This window comes from Pseudomonas sp. TWP3-2 (assembly GCF_049897765.1).
Taxonomy (GTDB): Bacteria; Pseudomonadota; Gammaproteobacteria; order Pseudomonadales; family Pseudomonadaceae; genus Aquipseudomonas.
The window spans coordinates 46,820-66,018 of the sequence record NZ_JAFCWW010000022.1; the positions used below are offsets into that span (position 1 = coordinate 46,820).

At 60.2% G+C, this 19,199-nt stretch carries 18 protein-coding genes; 8 read left to right on the plus strand and 10 right to left on the minus strand.

The annotated features are described in order from the left end of the window. Positions 1–135 precede the first annotated feature (135 nt). From ACP7EE_RS23535 to ACP7EE_RS23545, 3 genes are all read right to left on the minus strand, one after another. The gene (locus ACP7EE_RS23535; protein ID WP_420650008.1) at positions 136–909 is read right to left on the minus strand and encodes a MetQ/NlpA family ABC transporter substrate-binding protein; all 774 of its coding nucleotides are present in this window, start codon (positions 907–909) and stop codon (positions 136–138) included. 75 nt (positions 910–984) lie between these two features. Beyond that, complete coding sequence (locus ACP7EE_RS23540; RefSeq protein ID WP_426203661.1) at positions 985–1,659, minus strand: methionine ABC transporter permease; 675 nt, start codon at positions 1,657–1,659, stop codon at positions 985–987. Next, entirely contained in the window at positions 1,659–2,666 is a 1,008-nt protein-coding gene (locus tag ACP7EE_RS23545; RefSeq protein WP_426203659.1) for a methionine ABC transporter ATP-binding protein, read from the minus strand. Before ACP7EE_RS23545 ends, ACP7EE_RS23540 begins: the two co-directional genes overlap by 1 nt. 262 nt (positions 2,667–2,928) lie before the next feature. Between ACP7EE_RS23545 and katE the strand changes: the two genes are divergently transcribed. After that, a complete protein-coding gene (katE, locus tag ACP7EE_RS23550; RefSeq protein ID WP_426237094.1) occupies positions 2,929–5,070 on the plus strand; it encodes a catalase HPII in 2,142 nt (713 codons plus the stop codon). Between the two features lie 95 nt (positions 5,071–5,165). Here katE and ACP7EE_RS23555 read toward each other — a convergent pair whose 3' ends face one another. From ACP7EE_RS23555 to ACP7EE_RS23570, 4 genes are read right to left on the minus strand one after another with little or no spacing between them, the layout of a single operon-like run. Beyond that, positions 5,166–5,876, minus strand: coding sequence for a PA5502 family lipoprotein (locus ACP7EE_RS23555; protein WP_426237096.1), 711 nt, complete (start codon positions 5,874–5,876; stop codon positions 5,166–5,168). Between the two features lie 37 nt (positions 5,877–5,913). Next, the gene (gene znuB / locus ACP7EE_RS23560) at positions 5,914–6,702 is read right to left on the minus strand and encodes a zinc ABC transporter permease subunit ZnuB (RefSeq protein WP_426237098.1); all 789 of its coding nucleotides are present in this window, start codon (positions 6,700–6,702) and stop codon (positions 5,914–5,916) included. Continuing rightward, entirely contained in the window at positions 6,695–7,480 is a 786-nt protein-coding gene (gene znuC / locus ACP7EE_RS23565; protein ID WP_426237100.1) for a zinc ABC transporter ATP-binding protein ZnuC, read from the minus strand. The genes znuB and znuC overlap by 8 nt, the downstream gene beginning before the upstream one ends. Continuing rightward, positions 7,480–7,962: a Fur family transcriptional regulator gene (locus ACP7EE_RS23570; protein ID WP_420650015.1), complete on the minus strand. Its 483-nt coding sequence runs from the start codon at positions 7,960–7,962 to the stop codon at positions 7,480–7,482. Before ACP7EE_RS23570 ends, znuC begins: the two co-directional genes overlap by 1 nt. Before the next feature lie 66 nt (positions 7,963–8,028). Between ACP7EE_RS23570 and ACP7EE_RS23575 the strand changes: the two genes are divergently transcribed. After that, a complete protein-coding gene (locus tag ACP7EE_RS23575; RefSeq protein WP_426237102.1) occupies positions 8,029–8,949 on the plus strand; it encodes a zinc ABC transporter substrate-binding protein in 921 nt (306 codons plus the stop codon). A 125-nt stretch (positions 8,950–9,074) separates the two neighbouring features. Here ACP7EE_RS23575 and ACP7EE_RS23580 read toward each other — a convergent pair whose 3' ends face one another. Together ACP7EE_RS23580 and ACP7EE_RS23585 are read right to left on the minus strand one after the other, a co-directional pair. Further along, positions 9,075–10,028, minus strand: a complete 954-nt coding sequence (locus ACP7EE_RS23580) for a homoserine kinase (protein WP_426237104.1) — start codon at positions 10,026–10,028, stop codon at positions 9,075–9,077. A 60-nt stretch (positions 10,029–10,088) separates the two neighbouring features. Beyond that, positions 10,089–10,379, minus strand: coding sequence for a DUF2782 domain-containing protein (locus tag ACP7EE_RS23585; protein WP_420650018.1), 291 nt, complete (start codon positions 10,377–10,379; stop codon positions 10,089–10,091). 74 nt (positions 10,380–10,453) lie between these two features. Here ACP7EE_RS23585 and polA point away from each other — a divergent pair, with 74 nt between their 5' ends. Further along, positions 10,454–13,258 (plus strand): DNA polymerase I, encoded by a 2,805-nt coding sequence (gene polA, locus ACP7EE_RS23590; protein ID WP_426237106.1) that lies wholly within the window; start codon positions 10,454–10,456, stop codon positions 13,256–13,258. 285 nt (positions 13,259–13,543) lie between these two features. On the opposite strand, the gene yihA is transcribed toward polA, so the two are convergent. Beyond that, positions 13,544–14,188: a ribosome biogenesis GTP-binding protein YihA/YsxC gene (gene yihA, locus ACP7EE_RS23595; protein ID WP_420650020.1), complete on the minus strand. Its 645-nt coding sequence runs from the start codon at positions 14,186–14,188 to the stop codon at positions 13,544–13,546. Positions 14,189–14,379: 191 nt separating this feature from the next. Between yihA and ACP7EE_RS23600 the strand changes: the two genes are divergently transcribed. From ACP7EE_RS23600 to ACP7EE_RS23620, 5 genes are all read left to right on the plus strand, one after another. Then, complete coding sequence (locus tag ACP7EE_RS23600) at positions 14,380–14,670, plus strand: c-type cytochrome (RefSeq protein WP_420650021.1); 291 nt, start codon at positions 14,380–14,382, stop codon at positions 14,668–14,670. Between the two features lie 45 nt (positions 14,671–14,715). Beyond that, the gene (locus tag ACP7EE_RS23605) at positions 14,716–15,327 is read left to right on the plus strand and encodes a c-type cytochrome (protein ID WP_420650022.1); all 612 of its coding nucleotides are present in this window, start codon (positions 14,716–14,718) and stop codon (positions 15,325–15,327) included. 188 nt (positions 15,328–15,515) lie between these two features. Continuing rightward, positions 15,516–16,157 (plus strand): thiol:disulfide interchange protein DsbA/DsbL, encoded by a 642-nt coding sequence (locus tag ACP7EE_RS23610; RefSeq protein ID WP_426203640.1) that lies wholly within the window; start codon positions 15,516–15,518, stop codon positions 16,155–16,157. Between the two features lie 14 nt (positions 16,158–16,171). Then, positions 16,172–17,050, plus strand: coding sequence for an endonuclease/exonuclease/phosphatase family protein (locus ACP7EE_RS23615; RefSeq protein ID WP_420650024.1), 879 nt, complete (start codon positions 16,172–16,174; stop codon positions 17,048–17,050). Further along, entirely contained in the window at positions 17,047–19,131 is a 2,085-nt protein-coding gene (locus tag ACP7EE_RS23620; RefSeq protein WP_426237109.1) for a diguanylate cyclase, read from the plus strand. The genes ACP7EE_RS23615 and ACP7EE_RS23620 overlap by 4 nt, the downstream gene beginning before the upstream one ends. Positions 19,132–19,199 lie beyond the last annotated feature (68 nt).

Below are 19,199 nucleotides of genomic sequence, written 5' to 3' on the forward strand. Positions count from 1 at the left end.
ATCGACCTGAAATATCCAGCCGAACTCAGGTTTTGAACGGCACGAATTTCGGCTCCCTCTCCCTCGGGAGAGGGCTGGGGTGAGGGGCGAATCCAACGCAGTCCCCCCAAGCCGAACAATTCACAACAACCTTAATCAGAACGCCGGCAACACAGCACCCTTGTACTTCTCGGTAATGAACTTCTTCACTTCCGGGCTATGCAGGGCAGCCGCCAGTTTCTTCATCGCATCGCTGTCCTTGTTGTCCGCGCGGGACACCAGGATGTTCACGTACGGCGAGTCGTTGCCTTCAATCACCAGCGCATCCTTGGACGGATCGAGCTTGGCTTCCAGCGCGTAGTTGGTGTTGATCAGCGCCAGGTCGACCTGGGTCAGCACGCGTGGAATGGTCGCGGCTTCCAGTTCACGGAATTTCAGGTCTTTCGGGTTCTGCGCGATGTCTTTGATGGTCGACAGGATATTGCTCGGGTCCTTCAAAGTGATTACGCCCGCCTTGGCCAGCAGCAACAGCGCACGGCCGCCGTTGGTGGCGTCGTTCGGGATGACCACGTTGGCGCCGCCTGGCAGTTCTTCGATTTTCTTGATCTTGCTCGAGTACGCGCCCAGCGGTTCCAGGTGCACGCCGGTCACGGCGACCAGGCTGGTGCCTTTGGCCTTGTTGAACTCATCGAGGTACGGCTGGTGCTGGAAGAAGTTCGCGTCCAGACGCTTCTCGGCAACCTGCACGTTCGGCTGAACGTAGTCAGTGAAGACTTTGACCTTCAGATCCACGCCTTCTTTGGCCAGTGCCGGCTTCACGAACTCGAGGATTTCCGCGTGCGGTACCGGGCTCGCAGCCACGGTCAGGGTTTCGTCGGCGTGGGCCGAGAACGCTGCAACGGCAGCGAGGGCAACGATCAGTTTTTTCATTCAGCTAACTCCTTTTTGCGGCGCCCGTCTGGCACCTGCCAGCGAATGGCCGGCTCATGTCATTACAAAACCGGTTTACTTGCGCGAGAAGTGCACGACCAGTCGGTCGCCCACCATTTGCAACACTTGCACCAGGATCAACAGCAATACCACGGTCACGATCATCACGTCAGTCTGGAACCGCTGGTAGCCGAAACGGATCGCCAGGTCACCCAGACCACCAGCGCCAACCACACCGGCCATCGCCGTGTAGGAAACCAGTGTAATCGCCGTCACCGTAATCGCCGCGAAGATGCCCGGACGCGCTTCTGGCAGCAAGGCGTTGACGATGATCTGCCGCGTGGTCGCGCCCATCGACTGGGTCGCTTCGATGATGCCGCGATCGACTTCACGCAGGGCCGTTTCCACCAGCCGTCCGAAGAACGGCGTGGCGCCCACCACCAGTGGCGGGATCGCACCGGCCACGCCCAGCGACGTGCCGGTGATCAGCACGGTGAACGGGATCATCACGATCAACAGAATAATGAACGGCAGCGAACGCAGGATGTTCACCACCAGCGACAGGATCGCGTAGACACCGCGGTTTTCCAGCAACTGACGCGGGCTGCACAGGAACAGCAACACACCCAGCGGCAAGCCGAGCAGCACGGTGAACAACAACGAACCGCCGAGCATCAGCATGGTGTCGCCAGTGGCCAGCCAGATTTCGTACCAGTCGATATTGGCGAAGAAACTCATCAAGGCTTCCATTAACGCAGGACCTCCATGTGAACGTCAGCGGCGGTGAAGCGGGCGAATGCCGCTTCCATGTCGCCACCGGTGACGGCGAGGGTCAATTGCCCGTAAGGAATGTCTTTTATGCGGTCGATACGGCCGGCGAGGATGCTGTAGTCGACGCCGGTTTCCCGAGCGACGGTGCCCAGCAGCGGCGCGTAGGTTGCTTCGCCCTGGAACGTCAGACGCACGATGCGCCCCGGCACGTGAGCGAAGTCATCGCGCTGCTCGTTCTCGTCGACCTGCTCGCTTTCTTGCACAAAACGCTTGGTGGTCGGGTGCTGCGGATGCAGAAACACGTCTGCAACCGAACCGTGCTCGACGATCACGCCAGCGTCCATCACGCCGACCTGATCGCACACGCGGCGGATCACGTCCATCTCGTGGGTGATCAGAACGATAGTGAGTTTCAGCTCGCGGTTGATCTCAGCCAGCAGTTGCAGGACCGACGCCGTGGTCTGCGGGTCAAGGGCGCTGGTGGCTTCGTCGCACAGCAGGATTTTCGGCTTGGTCGCCAGGGCGCGGGCAATGCCGACGCGCTGCTTCTGGCCACCGGACAACTGCGCGGGGAATTTCTTCGCGTGGTCGGACAGACCCACGCGCTTGAGCAACTCGGCCACACGCTGGTCGATCTCGGCACGGGACAGTTCACCGGCGAGGGTCAGCGGCAGCGCGACGTTGTCGGCCACGGTCTTCGATGCCAGCAAGTTGAAGTGCTGGAAAATCATCCCGACCTGCTGACGGAAACGGCGCAGGCCGTTGGCGTCGAGCGCGGTGACTTCTTCGCCGTCGACGAAAATCTTGCCGCCGCTGGATTGCTCCAGGCGATTGATCAGACGCAGCAGAGTACTTTTTCCCGCACCGGAATGGCCAATCAGGCCGTACACCTGACCGTTCTCAATCGTCAGACTGGTCGGGTGCAGGGCGGGGATGTCCTTACCGGCGACGCGGTAAGTCTTGTGGACGTTTTGAAACTCGATCACGTAGCGAACCTTGTGGGGCGCGTTGAAATGGGATCAGCGTTTAGCCGGGCGCGCATTTTAGCCTGTCCGTATAGAGGTTATTAGCATTTATTCCGCATGCAACCTTTGATTTGGCAATAACGCGATCAAAGGTCATAAAAAAGGAACGGCTGTTCTAACTCGTCGGTCACTAGTTAAGCGACTTGAAACCCTGGGTGCCGTGCCCGGGAACCACTCAAGAGTCCTCGGCATGCCCCGGGGTCAAACGAGGAGTTTACGTCTGATGAGTACCAAGAAACCCGCTACCGACAAGAGCCAAATGGCCGGAACCGATGCCCCGGATCGCGCCAACACCAATACCAAGCTCGACAGCCTCGAGACATTCCGTTCCGATGCCACCGGCCAGGCCCTGCGCACCAATCAGGGCGTGAAGATTGCCGACAACCAGAACAGCCTCAAGGTCGGCGCGCGCGGGCCGTCGCTGCTGGAAGATTTCATCATGCGTGAAAAGATCACGCATTTTGACCATGAACGCATCCCGGAGCGCATCGTCCACGCCCGTGGCACTGGCGCGCATGGTTTCTTTCAGACCTACGAGAACCATTCGGCGCTGACCAAGGCCGGTTTCCTACAGGATCCGGGCAAAAAGACGCCGGTATTTGTGCGTTTTTCTACGGTGCAAGGGCCACGCGGCTCCGGCGACACCGTGCGCGACGTGCGCGGTTTTGCCGTGAAGTTTTTCACCGACGAAGGCAACTTCGACCTGGTCGGCAACAACATGCCGGTGTTCTTCATTCAAGACGCGATCAAGTTTCCCGACTTCGTTCACGCGGTGAAACCCGAGCCGCACAACGAAATCCCGACCGGCGGCTCTGCCCATGACACGTTCTGGGACTTCGTTTCGCTGGTGCCGGAATCGGCGCACATGGTGATCTGGGCAATGTCCGACCGGGCGATCCCGAAAAGCCTGCGCAGCATGCAGGGCTTCGGCGTGCACACCTTCCGTCTGGTCAGCGCCGACGGCAAATCGCGCTTCGTCAAATTCCACTGGCGGCCTACTGCCGGTACTTGCTCGCTGGTGTGGGACGAGGCGCAGAAGCTTGCCGGTAAGGACACCGACTATCACCGTCGCGACCTGTGGGAAGCCATCGAGATGGGCGACTACCCGGAATGGGAACTCGGCGTACAGGTCATCGAAGAGGAAAACGAGCACGACTTCGATTTCGACATTCTCGATCCGACCAAACTGATTCCCGAAGAGATCGTACCGATCGTGCCGCTGGGCAAAATGACCCTCAACCGCAACCCGGACAACTTCTTCGCCGAGACCGAGCAAGTCGCGTTCTGCCCGGGCCACATCGTGCCGGGGATCGACTTCTCCAACGATCCGCTGCTGCAAGGTCGGCTGTTTTCCTACACCGATACGCAAATCAGCCGACTCGGCGGGCCGAACTTTCATGAGCTGCCGATCAACCGCCCGGTCGCGCCGTTCCACAACGGCCAACGCGATGCGCAGCACCGCACCACCATCGACAAGGGTCGCGCGTCCTACGAGCCGAACTCGATTGATGGCGGCTGGCCGAAAGAAACCCCACCGGCCGCGCAGGATGGCGGTTTCGAAACCTACCCGGAACGCATCGACGCGGCAAAGATCCGTCAGCGCAGCGAGTCGTTCGGCGATCACTTCTCCCAGGCGCGGTTGTTCTTCAACAGCATGAGTGCGCACGAGAAAGAGCACATCATCTCGGCTTACAGCTTCGAACTGGGCAAGGTTGAACGCGAGTTCATCCGTGCGCGCGAGGTGAACGAGATTCTGGCCAACATCGATCTGGAACTGGCCAAGCGTGTGGCCGAGAACCTCGGCTTGCCAGCGCCAACCAAAGGCACAGTCGAGGTGCGCAAGACTTCGCTGGATAACTCGCCGGCACTTAGCCAGGCCAACCTGCTGCCGGAAGACATCAAAACCCGAAAAGTCGCGATCCTGGCGGCGAACGGCGTCGATGGTGCGGCGATTGATGCCATGAAGAAGGCTTTGGCCGCAGAAGGCGCGCACGCGAAACTACTCGGGCCAACGTCGGCGCCAGTGAAGACTGCCGATGGCAAAAGCCTGCCGGTGGATGCATCGATGGAAGGCATGCCTTCGGTGATTTTCGATGCGGTGTTCGTGCCGGGTGGCGCGGCGTCGATCAAGGCATTGAGCGGTGACGGCGTGGCGCTGCACTACGTGCTCGAGGCTTACAAGCATCTGAAGGCGATTGCCTTGCAGGGTGAAGCCAAACAGCTGCTGGATGTGCTGAAGCTGGAGGCGGATGCCGGGTTGCTTGAGGGCAAGGATGTCGGCGCGTTAACCAAGCCGTTCTTTGCTGCGATTGGACAGCATCGGGTCTGGGCGCGGGAGCCTAAGGCCAAAGCCATTCCGGCCTGATGGTCATGTAGCGTTTGAGAGATAGCCATCGCGGGCAAGCCCGCTCCCACAAGGATCACGCGGTTCCTGTGGGAGCGGGCTTGCCCGCGATGCTTTTAGGGCTTACGCGGACTCAGAACAACTTGCGCCGGAACGCTGCGCAAAATCTGCTTCTTCAGCTTCAGCTCGAAATCCGGGTTCAATTTCTTCACACGCTTGCTGATCAAGTTCGCCAGCCACGGGTAATCGTTGGTACGCGGCGCCTGAATGGTCACAGCGCACTCATAATTCACCACATCGGCGGCAATCGCATCCAGTTGTCGGCGAAGTTTGTGGCTATCGGTGATATTCAACGCAACCGTGGTGCTTTCAGCAGTCGGATCAATCACTCGCGCTTTCGGCTTGGCTTCAGCTGCGAGCAGCGCCGCTTCGGCTCTTTCCAGCTCAGCCTTGCGTGCTTCGGTGATCGCACCATTCACGCCGCCAGTCAGCGCCGGCGCTTTGGGCATCAGCGCACGAGCACGGCTCAACGCGGTAGCAGCAGCATTCACATCACCCTTCTGCAGGACGATCTGGCTACGGCGCAGATAGGCTTCGGCCAACTGCCGCTGGTATTGCTCAAGGGATTGATCGTTTGGTGTTGCGGTCTGCAACGTCGCCAATTGGGCTTCGGCGGTGGCCAGTTCGCTGCTGGCCAGGCTTTGCTCCAGCTGTGCGATGGCCGTGGCCCGCGCATCGGGGGCTTCAACCACCGGCGGCGTGCTTTGGCAGGCACCCAGCAGCAAGAATGCGACAAGGAGCAGATAACGGGAGGCGAACGGCTTCATTCCTGCGACTCTCTATTTGCGCAAAAAACGAGCAAGTCTACACCCCTCGACGGGGCAGAACAAAACTCAGCAGAAACAGTGCGGCCGCCGTCACAACGATTGACGGCCCGGCCGGGGTGTCCTTGAACCACGACAACGCCAGCCCGCCACACACCGCGAGCATGCCCAGCAGGCTCGCGCCCAGTGCCATCTGTTCCGGCGAGCGGGCGTGACGCTGTGCCGCAGCCGCCGGGATGATCAGCAGCGAAGTAATCAGCAACACACCGACGATTTTCATCGCCACTGCGATCACTACTGCGATCAACAGCATCAGCGCCATGCGCAGACCGGCCACCGGCAGGCCTTCGACTTTGGCCAGCTCCTCATGCACGGTGATCGCCAGCAGCGGACGCCACAGCGTCACCAGCAATACCAGCACCGCCGCGCTGCCGCCGAGGATCCACGCCAGATCGCTCGGGCTGATCGCCAGCAGGTCGCCGAACAGATAGGCCATCAGGTCGATCCGCACTTCATGCATGAAGCTTAGTACGACCAGGCCGAGGGAGAGCGTGCTCGGTGCGAGAATTCCCAACAGTGTGTCGGACGCCAGCGGTTGCCGTTGCTGCAAAGTCACCAGCAATACCGCCAGCAGCAGACAGCCAACGGTCACCGCAACGGTCGGGCTGACATCCAGCAAAAAGCCCAGCGCCACGCCGAGCAATGCAGCATGGGACAAGGTGTCGCCGAAATACGCCATGCGCCGCCAGACCACGAATGACCCCAACGGCCCGGCCACTATCGCCAGCGCCAGACCTGCAAGCAGGGCGTAAAGCAGAAAATCAGCCATGCTTGCAGCCATCTCCATGAACGTGAGGTTGGCCCGATACCGGACCTTTGACCACCGAGCCGTGCAGGTCGTGAGCGTGGTCGTGATGGTGGTGATAGATCGCCAGGCTCTGGGCGTTCTTGCCGAACAGCTCGACGAACGCCGGATCGCCGCTGACTTGCTCGGGATGCCCGGAGCAGCAGACGTGACGGTTGAGGCACACCACCTGATCGGTGGTACTCATCACCAAATGCAGATCGTGGGAAACCATCAACACGCCGCAGCCGTGACGGTCGCGCAGACGGGTGATCAGGCTGTACAGCTCGGCTTGACCGGCAACGTCCACACCTTGTACCGGCTCGTCGAGCACCAGCAATTGGGGCTCACGCAGCAGTGCCCGAGCGAGCAGCACGCGCTGCATTTCACCGCCGGAAACGCTCTGCACCGGGCTGTCGATCACGTGCTCGGCGCCGACTTCCTTGAGCGCCGCCAACGCGCGCGGACGGTCGACGCCCGGCACCAGCCGCAAAAAGCGCAGCACTGACAGTGGCAGGGTTGGATCGACGTGGAGCTTTTGCGGCATGTAGCCGACGCGCAGTTTCGGCTTGCGCCAGACGCTGCCGCTGTCCGGTTTCAACAACCCGAGCACGGCGCGCACCAGCGTGGTCTTGCCGGCGCCGTTGGGGCCGATCAGGGTGACGATCTGCCCCGGCTCGACGCTCAGGTGAATATTGTCCAGCACGTTCTGCCCGGCGAACCGCACAGACACCTGCTCCAGACGGATCAACGTGTCGCTCATCAAGCCCCCCGGCAACCGGAGCACAAGCCGACCACTTCAACGGTCTGGGCTTCAACGATAAAACCGACGTCCTTGGCACTGTTGATGATCGCGTCGCTGATGGATTTTTGCTCAAGCTCAATCGCAGCGTGGCATTCACGGCAGATCAGGAACTGGCCCTGATGCGCGTGTTCCGGATGCACACAGCCAACGAAGGCGTTGAGCGAGGAGATGCGGTGCACCAGGCCGTTTTCCAGCAGAAAATCCAGCGCGCGGTACACGGTGGGTGGCGCAGCACGGCGGCCATCTTGCTCGCTGAGTACCGCGAGAATGTCGTAGGCGCCCAGCGGCTTGTGGCTTTGCCAGACCAGTTCGAGCACCCGCCGGCGCAGGGCAGTCAGGCGCAAGCCTTTCTGAGCGCACAAGGTATCGGCCTCGGACAGAGCGCTGTGCACGCAATGTGAGTGGTCGTGGGGACGGCTGGCAATCGGTGTAATAGGCATGGGCGGCGACGAGTTTTGATAGAGACGTTATTATGTTACCCGTTCTCGCCTACTTGAGTGGTCACCGTGTCCCGACTTTTTTCTGTTTTTGTCGCATTCGTCACCGGTTTTCTGTTGATCGGTTCAGCTCAGGCCGAGGTAAAAGTCCTCACCAGCATCAAGCCGTTACAGCTGATTGCCGCAGCAGTGCAGGACGGCGTGGCGATTCCCGAAGTGCTGCTGCCGCCAGGTGCCTCGCCGCATAACTACGCGCTGCGTCCATCCGACGTACGGAAGGTGCAGTCGGTGGATCTGTTGTACTGGATCGGCCCGAGCATGGAAGGTTTCCTGCCGCGCGTGCTCAACGGTCGTACGCTGCCGAGCATCGCGGTGCAGGATCTGCCGGGGATGAAACTGCGGCACTTCGCCGAAGACAACCACTCGCATGCTGAAGAGGCTGATGAGCACGATCATGACCATCGTCCCGGCAGCCTCGATGCGCATTTGTGGCTATCACCGGTTAACGCACGGGTTATTGCCGACAAAATGGCCGCTGACCTGAGTGCTGCCGATCCAGCGAATGCCGAGCGCTATCAAAGCAACGCCAAGGCCTTCGACGAGCGCCTGGATGCTCTTGATGCGCGTTTGAAGAAACGTCTGACCGCCGTCGAAGGCAAGCCCTACTTCGTATTCCACGAAGCCTTTGATTACTTTGAAGAGGCCTATGGCCTGAAACACACTGGCGTGTTCAGTGTGGCAGCGGAAGTACAGCCGGGTGCCCAGCACGTTGCGGCGATGCGCACGCGTCTGAAGGAAGTGGGCAAGACTTGCGTGTTCAGCGAACCGCCGCTGCGGCCGCGTCTGGCGGAGACGCTGGTGGCGGGTTTGCCGGTGAAACTCGCGGAGCTGGACGCGCTAGGCGGGTATACCCCAGCGACTGCTCAGGGTTATGAGCAGGTGTTGGAGAAGCTGGGAAATGATCTGGCGGGTTGCCTCGAGTCTTTGTAGCAACGCATAACCTGTGGCGAGGGAGCTTGCTCCCGCTGGGCTGCGAAGCGGCCCCAAAATCTGGCAGTCCACCAGATTTTGTGAGTGCTGCGCACTCAAGCGGGAGCAAGCTCCCTCGCCACAATTCAGAGGGCGAAAGGCAAATGAATGCTCACAGCCTGACGCTGCGCCAACCGATGCTCGAATTCCTGCGGATCGTGAATCAACACGTCCTGCCCGGCAAACGTCTCCGCCGCGATCAAGCGCGATAGCCAGAACCGTACGCACGCCACGCGCAGCATGGTCGGCCACAACTCGGCTTCAGCCGCTGTAAACGGTCGTAGCGCCGCATAGGCACCGAGGAACGCTCGGGCACGCGGGCCGTCGATCAAACCATCGTCATCCGAACACCAATCGTTCAACGCAATCGCCACGTCGTAGAGCATCGGCCCGGAGCAGGCGTTGTAGAAGTCGATCAACCCGGTCAGGTGCGTGCCTTCAAACATCGCGTTGTCGCGAAACAGGTCGGCGTGGATGTTCGCCCGTGGCAGCGCGAGAATCTTTTCTTTCTGCCGGGTGATTTCATCCAGCGCCGTTTGCAGCAGCGCGCGCGGCTCGTCGCTCAGGTGCGAAAGAAACTGCGTGCCCTCCTCCAGCATCCAGTCCAGCCCGCGATCAGTCTTGCGCTTGATCATGTTCGACCCTTGAGTCGCCAGGTGCAGATGCGCCTGCAACTCGCCGACCTGCGCACAATGCTGGGCATTGGCCTGCTTGATGTGCTTGCCGGCCAGACGCGGTTGCAGCAGCGCCGGTTTGCCTTTCAGCTCACGCAAGGCTTCGCCGTCAGTGGTGCGCAGCGCGTATGGCACCGGCAAATCGGCGTTGTGCAGCACGTCGAGCAGGTCGATGAAGAACGGCATTTCCTGTACCGGGCCGCGCTCGACCAGGGTCAGGACGAACTCGCCTTGCTCCATGCTGATAAAAAAATTGGTGTTTTCACTGCCGGCGGCGATCCCCTGAAAATCCAGCAGACGGCCAAGCCCGTAAGGGGCGAGAAAAGTTTCCAGCTCGGGCCGAGCCAGCGGGGTGAACACAGACATGGTTAAAAACTGCTCAGTTCTGGCGCCGGGGTCGAACCGGCGCCGGTTGAATTTAAGAAACTACTTCCACTCGAAAATCTTCCACGAAGGAATCAGCATATCCGGCTGATCCGAGCGGATGAAATTTGCATCCGTACCGTCCGCGCGCACCAGAAAGTACGGCGGGAAACCCTTCTGGGTGACTTTGATCGCGTACAAAAAGCCATTCTGACGGTATTCCTGAATGGTCTTGTCGCCTTCCGTGCGAATGGTTACCTCGGGCTCCCCACCCGGCGCGTCATCTGCCGCCATCGCAGGCAATGGCGAGAGAGCAATCAAACTGACCAGCAGCAAGCGATTTAACGTACGCATGATAACCTTGTCCCTTTGTCGTCAACGGTCCCGCTATTCTAGCGCCGGACCCGCCGAAAAGGTTGATCCTGCTCATGAGCCAAGCCCCCCTCGTCCTGGTGGACGGTTCGTCTTACCTGTACCGCGCTTTCCACGCCCTGCCCCCGCTGACTACGTCCAAAGGCCTGCCGACCGGCGCGGTGAAGGGCGTGTTGAACATGCTCAAGAGTCTGCGCAAGCAGTATCCCGACAGCCCGTTCGCCGTGGTATTCGACGCCAAGGGTGGGACCTTTCGCGATGACATGTACGCCGAATACAAGGCCAACCGCCCAAGCATGCCGGATGACATGCGCGTGCAGATCGAGCCGCTGCATCAGAGCGTGAAAGCGTTGGGCTTCCCGCTGCTGTGCGTCGAAGGCGTCGAGGCCGATGACGTGATCGGCACCCTGGCGCGCAGCAGCGCGGCGGCGGATCGCCCGGTGATCATCTCCACCGGCGACAAGGACATGGCGCAGTTGGTCGACGGTCACATTACCTTGGTCAACACCATGTCCGGCAGCTCGATGGACGTGGAAGGCGTGAAAGAGAAATTCGGTGTCGCTCCTGAGCAGATCATCGATTATCTGGCGCTGATGGGCGATTCTTCCGACAACATCCCGGGCGTTCCCGGCATTGGCCCGAAGACCGCTTCCGGCCTGCTGGTCGGCGTCAACGGTGGCCTGACCGAGCTTTACGCGCAGCTCGACATCGTGCCGACCCTGCCGATTCGCGGCGCCAAGACCTTGGCCGCCAAGCTCGAAGAGCACAAGGAGATGGCGTTCCTGTCCTATCAACTGGCAACGATCAAGATCGACGTGCCGCTGGACGTCGAACTCGACGACTTGCAGATGGGCAAGGAAGACACGGCCAAACTTTACGAGCTGTACACGCTGCTGGAATTCAAAAGCTGGATCAACGATCTGGATCGCGACGCGAAACGCCAGGAACTGAGCAGCGCTCCCGCGCCTGAGCCGGCCGGCGATCTGTTCAGCGCGCCGGAAGCCGAAGCGCCGGCCGCCGCCGCTGAAGCCGCTTATGAAATCATCCTCGATCAGGCGCGTTTCGATGTCTGGCTGGAAAAACTCAAGCAAGCCAAGCTGTTCGCTTTCGTCACCAAAACCACTGGCATTGACGCGCAACAGGCGCAACTGGTCGGCTTGTCGTTCGCTGTGCAGCCCAACGAAGCCGCCTACATACCGCTGACTCACTCCTACATCGGCGTGCCGGATCAGCTGGATCGCGACAGCGTTTTGCGTGCGCTCAAACCGATTCTGGAAGACCCGAACAAGCTCAAGGTCGGCCAGCACACCAAGTTCGACATGAACATTCTGGCCAACTGCGCCATCGGCGGGGACCAGAACGAAGGCATCACCGTACGCGGCATTGCCTTCGATACGATGCTTGAGTCTTACGTACTCAACTCCACGGCCACTCGCCATGACATGCCCAGCCTCGCGCAAAAATACCTGGATCACGCCACCGTGAATTTCCAGGATATCGCCGGCAAGGGCGCCAAGCAGTTGACCTTCGACCAGATCGCTCTGGAACAAGCCGGGCCTTACGCCGCCGCAGACGCCGATGTCACCCTGCGTCTGCATCAGACGCTGATCGAAAAGCTCGACGCGATTCCGAGTCTGGCCAGGGTGCTGACCGACATCGAAATGCCGCTGGTGCCCGTGTTGGCGCGTATCGAACGTCAGGGCGCGTTTGTCGATGCCGAGCTGCTCGGTATTCAAAGCATTGAGCTGGGCAACAAGATGGTTGCGCTGGAGCGCGAAGCGTTCGAGATCGCCGGTGAAGAATTCAACCTCGGCTCGCCGAAGCAACTCGGCGTGATTCTCTACGAAAAGCTCGGTCTGCCGGTGTTGAAGAAAACTGCCAAGGGCCAGCCGTCGACCGCTGAAGAAGTGCTGGCAAAGCTTGCCGAAGACGATCACCGCCTGCCGAAAGTGCTGATGGAACACCGTTCCATGAGCAAGCTGAAAAGCACTTACACCGATCGCCTGCCGGAGCAGATCAACCCGCGCACCGGGCGCATCCACACCTCGTATCAGCAGGCTGTGGCATCTACCGGGCGCCTATCGTCCAGCGATCCGAACCTGCAAAACATCCCGGTGCGCACCGCTGAAGGCCGGCGCATCCGCCAGGCGTTCGTCGCGCAAAAAGGCTACAAACTGCTGGCGGCCGACTATTCGCAGATCGAACTGCGGATCATGGCCCACCTGTCCAAAGACGAAGGTTTGATGAACGCCTTCCGCAACAATCTCGACGTGCACACCGCCACCGCCGCCGAAGTGTTCAAGGCCGAACTGCACGAAGTGACCTCCGATCAGCGCCGTGGCGCCAAAGCGATCAACTTCGGCCTGATCTACGGCATGGGCGCACAGAAACTTGGCAAGGACATCGGCGTCGACACCAAGACCGCCAAGGCTTACATCGACACTTACTTCGCTCGCTATCCGGGGGTTCGTGAATACATGGATCGCACCCGCGCACAGGCTGCGGATCAGGGCTACGTGGAAACCTTCTTCGGCCGTCGCCTGTACTTGCCGGAGATCAACTCCAACAAGCCCCAGGAACGCGCAGCCGCTGAACGCACGGCGATCAACGCGCCGATGCAAGGCACGGCGGCAGACATCATCAAGAAAGCCATGGTTGCAGTGGATAACTGGTTGAGCACTTCCGGGCTGGACGCCAAAGTCATCCTGCAAGTGCACGATGAACTGGTGCTGGAAGTTCGCGAGGACCTGGTCGATCAGATCAGCAAGGAAATTCGCGTGCACATGAGCGAAGCGGCGAAGCTGGACGTGCCGCTGCTGGTGGAAGTCGGGGTTGGCAACAACTGGGACGAGGCGCACTAAGCCTCGCTGGTGCGCGGTTCTGCTGTGACATGCAGTCGCAGCAGAACCGTTGAAGGGCGCTTAGTCCGGATCGCTCTGGGGCTTATTCCAAAGCTATTTGAAAAAAATCTGAACTAATCTTGCGCTGCGCCACTCAGAGTTACTGAATGGCTGGTGAAGCCCTTCAATGCTCCTATGTTGTGTTAAGTGTTGGCAGATATCTGAACCCCGCCCTAGCGGTTCGGAACTTAAACCCCGGAACTTCTCCCTCCCCAATTGAAGTCCGGGGCTTTTTTTGCCTGCGATTTACTCAGCAGGCAGCTCCGTGCCCTTATCCGCCAGCTCCATCCAGCCCGCCAATACAGTGTAGGCGTCTTCCAGGCCCATACGCTTGGGCGCGGAAAACAGCTGGATGGTGACGTGATCACCCCAACCCTTACGAATTTCCGTCTGCACTTTGAGCAGCGTGTTCTTGGCTGCGCCGTAAGTCAGCTTGTCGGCTTTGGTCAGCAGGATGTGCATCGGCATGCCGGCCGCAACAGCCCAATCGAGCATCAGCAGGTCGAAATCGGTCATTGGATGACGAATGTCCATCATCAGAATCAGACCTTTCAAACTCTCGCGGCCGCCCAGATAGGCTTCCAGGTGACGCTGCCAGTGCATCTTCAGCGGGATCGGTACTTTTGCATAACCGTAGCCCGGCAGGTCGACCAGACGGCGTTCATCGTCTAGCTTGAAGAAGTTCAAGAGTTGCGTGCGACCTGGAGTTTTCGAGGTCCGCGCCAGGCTGGCGTGAGTCAGGGTGTTCAGCGCGCTGGATTTACCGGCGTTGGAACGACCGGCAAACGCCACTTCGAAGCCTTCGTCGTCAGGGCATTGATCGACTTTGGCGGCACTGAGCATGAACGTGGACTGTTGGCACAGGCCGAGGATGGGATTTTTGAGCTGCATGGGATTTCCGATGTGGGCGGCGCCGGGATTGGGCGCGGAACGCGGTGTCGCTTCCGTTTCAGTGACGCCAGTATATAATGCCGCAGATTTTGTGTGTGCTTTGTCCCAGCGTAGGATGAAGTCCACGGGAGCGACAGACCTTGATTGCGCATTAGAACGCAGAACGCTCTCAACCCTGAAAAGGTCGTTTTATGACGAAATGGCTGCTGGCAGCCGGAGTCTTGATGCCGCTTTACAGCGCGCAGGCTACACAAGATCCGGAAGCAGTGTACAACCGTGTTTGTGGTGCCTGTCATTCCGGCCAACTACCCATGGCGCCCGCAAGAGGCGATCAGGCAGCTTGGACGCCGAGGTTGGCGAAAGGTATGGAGACGCTGGTGCAACACGTGACCCAGGGTTTCAAGGCGATGCCGCCGCGTGGTTTGTGCATGGACTGCAGTGCCGAGGATTACCAAGCCATCATCCTTTGGATGAGCGAGTAAGCCCGGTCCATAACTCTTAACCCTTAGCCGTAGTTGGATTAGCTGATGAACAAATTGATCGTGAGTCTGCTGTTGACCGTGGGAATCACCGGCATGGCCCATGCCGCAGGCGATGCAACCGCAGGCCAGGCGAAAGCCGCCGTGTGCGGCGCCTGTCATGGCCCGGATGGCAACAGCATGGCGCCAAACTTTCCCAAACTGGCGGGCCAGGGTGAACGCTACCTGACCAAGCAGTTGCACGACATCAAGTCGGGCAAGCGTGTCGTGCTGGAAATGACCGGCCTGCTGACCAACCTGAGCGATCAGGATCTGGCCGACATGGCCGCCTGGTTTGCCAGCCAGAAAGGCAGCGTCGGCGCCGCCGATCCAAAGCTCGTCGCTCGCGGTGAAGCGCTGTTCCGTGGCGGCAACCTCGCCAAAGGCCTGCCAGCCTGCACCGGCTGCCACTCGCCGAACGGCACCGGCAACGCCGCCGCCGGTTTCCCGCACCTGGGCGGCCAACACGCTCAATACATCACCAAGCAACTGACCGATTTCCGCAAGGAAGAAGGCGGCCGTACCAACGACGGCGACACCATGACCATGCAGACCATCGCCAAACGCCTGAGCGACGAAGACATCGCCGCGGTGTCGAGCTACATTCAGGGCCTGCACTAAGCGCGTCTCCTGCGGCGGACATCTCGCGTTACGTTAACGCTCGATTAATCCGTCGCAGCAAGTATAAAAAGGGTGGCTTTGGCTGCCCTTTTTTGTGGCTGCTGCCGTTACACTACAGAACTCATGCCCGCCAGGATCTGTCTGAAAACAGGTCGCGCGAGGCGACCAAAATTGTCCAGGAGTAAAGCATGCGTAATCTGATCATCAGTGCCGCCCTCGTCGCTGCCAGCCTGTTCGGCGTGACCGCTCAAGCTGCCGAAGCCCCTGCCGCTCCATTCGTCGAACTGAGCAATCCGGTACCGGTTGCCGTGCCGGGCAAGATCGAAGTGGTAGAGCTGTTCTGGTATGGCTGCCCGCACTGCTACGCGTTTGAGCCGGTGATCAATCCGTGGGTCGAGAAACTGCCGTCCGACGTCAACTTCGTGCGCATTCCTGCCATGTTCGGCGGCCCGTGGGACGCTCACGGCCAGATGTTCCTGACCCTCGAAGCCATGGGCGTCGAGCACAAGGTGCACAACGCCGTGTTCGAAGCGATCCAGAAAGAACACAAGAAGCTCACCGACAAGAACGACATGGCCGACTTCCTCGCCACTCAAGGCGTAGACAAGGACAAGTTCCTCGCGACCTTCGACTCGTTCGCCATCAAAGGGCAGATCGTCAAAGCTCGCGAACTGGCGAAGAAGTATCAAGTCACCGGTGTTCCAACCATGGTCGTGAATGGCAAATACCGTTTCGACATCGGCTCGGCCGGCGGTGCTGAACAAGCGCTGAAACTGGCTGACCAACTGGTCGCCAAAGAGCGAGCGACCAACAAGGCAGCTGCCAACTAAGCGCGGCAATCGCCATGCGCCGCTGGGGAACTGAACGTCTCGTTGGCCTGCACGATCCGCAGGTCAACGAGCATCACCTGGAATCCACGGGCCTGCCCGCAGACAGTCGTCTGCGCTTGCTCAGTTTCAACATCCAGGTCGGCATCAGCACCGAGCGTTATCGGCACTATCTGACCCGCAGTTGGCAGCATTTGCTGCCGCACACCGGGCGCTCCAACAATCTGCAAAAGATCGGCAACCTGCTCGGCGACTTCGATCTGGTCGCCTTGCAGGAAGCCGATGGCGGCAGCCTGCGTTCAGGCTACGTCAATCAGGTCGAGCACCTGGCGCACCTTGGTGCGTTTCCCTATTGGTATCAACAACTCAATCGCAACCTCGGGCGACTCGGCCAGCACAGCAATGGCGTGCTCAGTCGTCTGAAGCCGTGGGCGATTGAAGATCACCCGCTGCCGGGGCCGAAAGGTCGCGGTGCGATTCTGGTGCGTTTCGGCGAAGGTCCGGAAGCGCTGGTGGTAGTGATGATGCATCTGGCCCTCGGCGCCCGTGTGCGCAGCATGCAACTGGCGTACATTCGCGAGCTGATCGGCGGCTACAAGCACCAGATCCTGATGGGTGACATGAACACCCACGCCAGCGACCTGCTGCAAAATTCGCCACTGCGCGACCTTGGCCTGCTGGCCCCGCAACTCGAAGCGACGTTCCCCAGCTGGCGCCCGCAGCGCTGTCTGGATCATATTCTGCTGAGTCCGACCCTGACCCTCGAAAAGGTCGAAGTACTGGCTCAGCCTATTTCCGATCACCTGCCGGTCGCGGTAGAGATTCGTCTGCCGGGTTCGCTCACGGCTGATGCATTGCCCGCGTTGAGTCCTGCCCCTCGCGGAACCCCTGAATGAGCGACGAAGCCCAGCGCTGGAAAGAGAAGTACCTCAAAAGCATCGAACAACAGGAAAAGCTCGAACGTCGATGGGACGCCCGGCTCGACCTGCTGCGCCGTGGCCTGGTGCGCAGCACACTGGCAGCCGAGGGCACCGACCGCGTGGTTGACCAGTGCATGAAAGAGATGCGCGATGTGGTGCGCACCGACGAGATGGATGCCGGCCTCGCCGCTTTGCTGCCACGTCTGGAAAAAGCCGTGCTCGATTCCGAGCAACGCCGCGAAACCCGCATTGATCAGATGAGTACCGCGCTGACTTCGCTGGTCACGCAGTTGCAAGCCTTGCCGTTACCGCGCGAAGTCGCCCAGCCGCTGAAGAAGTTCGCCAAACAGCTCGACGGCCGAGTCGGCCAGGCGCGCGAGATGCCGCTGCTGCTGGGTGAGCTCAGCGGTCTGCAGGGCAAGGCGTTGAGCCTGTTGGAGACACCGGCCGAGCCAGGGCGTCCGGGATTGTTGCAGCGGCTGTTTGGTGGTCGGGATAACGAGCAAGCGCCGGCGTCCGAGGCGCACGCTCCAGCTGTGACACCTGTGGCACCTGTGGCACCTGTGGCACCTGTGGCACAACAGCAACATACGCCCGCAGCCGAAGAGCTTGTCGCGCCGCCAGCAGCCACTGCCGCAGTCGCCGAGCCGGTAATGGTCGTTGCAGCCAAGGAAGCTCCAGCCGTAGTACCCGTCGACGTCCACGCACCAACGCCCGCGCCGCGTCCAGCGCTGGAGCCAGAGCCGGAGGTTGTCGCGTTCGAACCTCCAGCGATCACCCCTGAAATCGTCAGTAAACCGGTCGAACCCGAGCCAGAACTCTCCACAATAGCTCCGGTAACCGCCACAGCTTTCAACCCCGACGAACTGATCCACCCCGGGGATGCCCCGCCGCCATTGATCCTCGACAGCCTGCCCCTGCCCGAACCCATTGCTCAGGCATTGGCTGCCATCGATCCGGAGCAGTCCGAGCAAGACATCCTCTATGCGCTGCCGGATTCCCCCGAGCCGTCCTACAGCTCGGTGGCCAAGCACATCGAAGACACTCTGCTCGGGCTGCTCGACGACCTGACCTTGCCGGAGCGTCATCGCCCACAAGCCGAAGCCATGCGTGATCGACTGAAAAACGGTCTCAACTGGTACGAACTGCTGCCGATCCTCGACGATCTGGCAACTCTGATGCTGGCGATCACCGACAGCGGCCAGCACGAATTCGAAGCCTACTTGCAGCAACTCAACGAGCGCCTCGAAGCGTTCCAGAGCAATCTGCAAGCCGCCAGCGACGGGCACGCCGACAACAGTTCCGCCGCGCGGGAGATGGAGTCGCAGATCCGTGAGCAAGTCGACGGCCTGCAAACCAGCGTGCAGGACGCAGCGGATCTGGAGGACCTCAAGCAAGTGCTGGAGAACCATCTGGAAGGCCTGCTTGGCACCATGGATCAGCATCAGAAGCAGCGCGACGCCCGCGAACAGGAAGTCGCCGGTCGCTTGAAAAGTCTGGCCGAACGCGTCGCACACATGGAACAGGAAGCCCTCGGCTACCGCGAACACCTTGAAGAACAACGTCAGAAAGCCATGATCGACCCGCTGACCGGGCTGCCCAACCGTGCAGCGTGGAGCGAACGCCTCGAACATGAAATCAGCCAGTGGCAGCAGCACGGCAACACCCTGAGCCTGGCGATGCTCGACCTTGATCACTTCAAACGCATCAACGACAACTATGGCCATCTGGCCGGCGACAAAGTGTTGAAGATCATCGCCACAGTGCTGCGCAAACGTCTGCGCGGCAGTGACTTCATCGCGCGCTTCGGTGGCGAAGAGTTTGTCCTGCTGCTACCGGCAACGCCGCCAGCTATCGGCGCCAAACTGCTGGAAACCCTGCGCGCGGCGATCGAAGCCTGCCCGTTTCACTTTAAAGGTGAACGGGTGACCATCACTATCTCGATGGGACTTGCCTCGTTCAAACCGGGAGAACACAGCGATCTGGTACTGAAAAGAGCCGATCAGGCGCTATACCGCGCGAAAAATGCCGGACGCAACCGGGTCGAGCTGGGCTGAGGGCAATTGTTCCATATTGTTTAATTCAGCCCGCAAGCCTTTGAAGCTCAGGGCAGTACGTTACACTG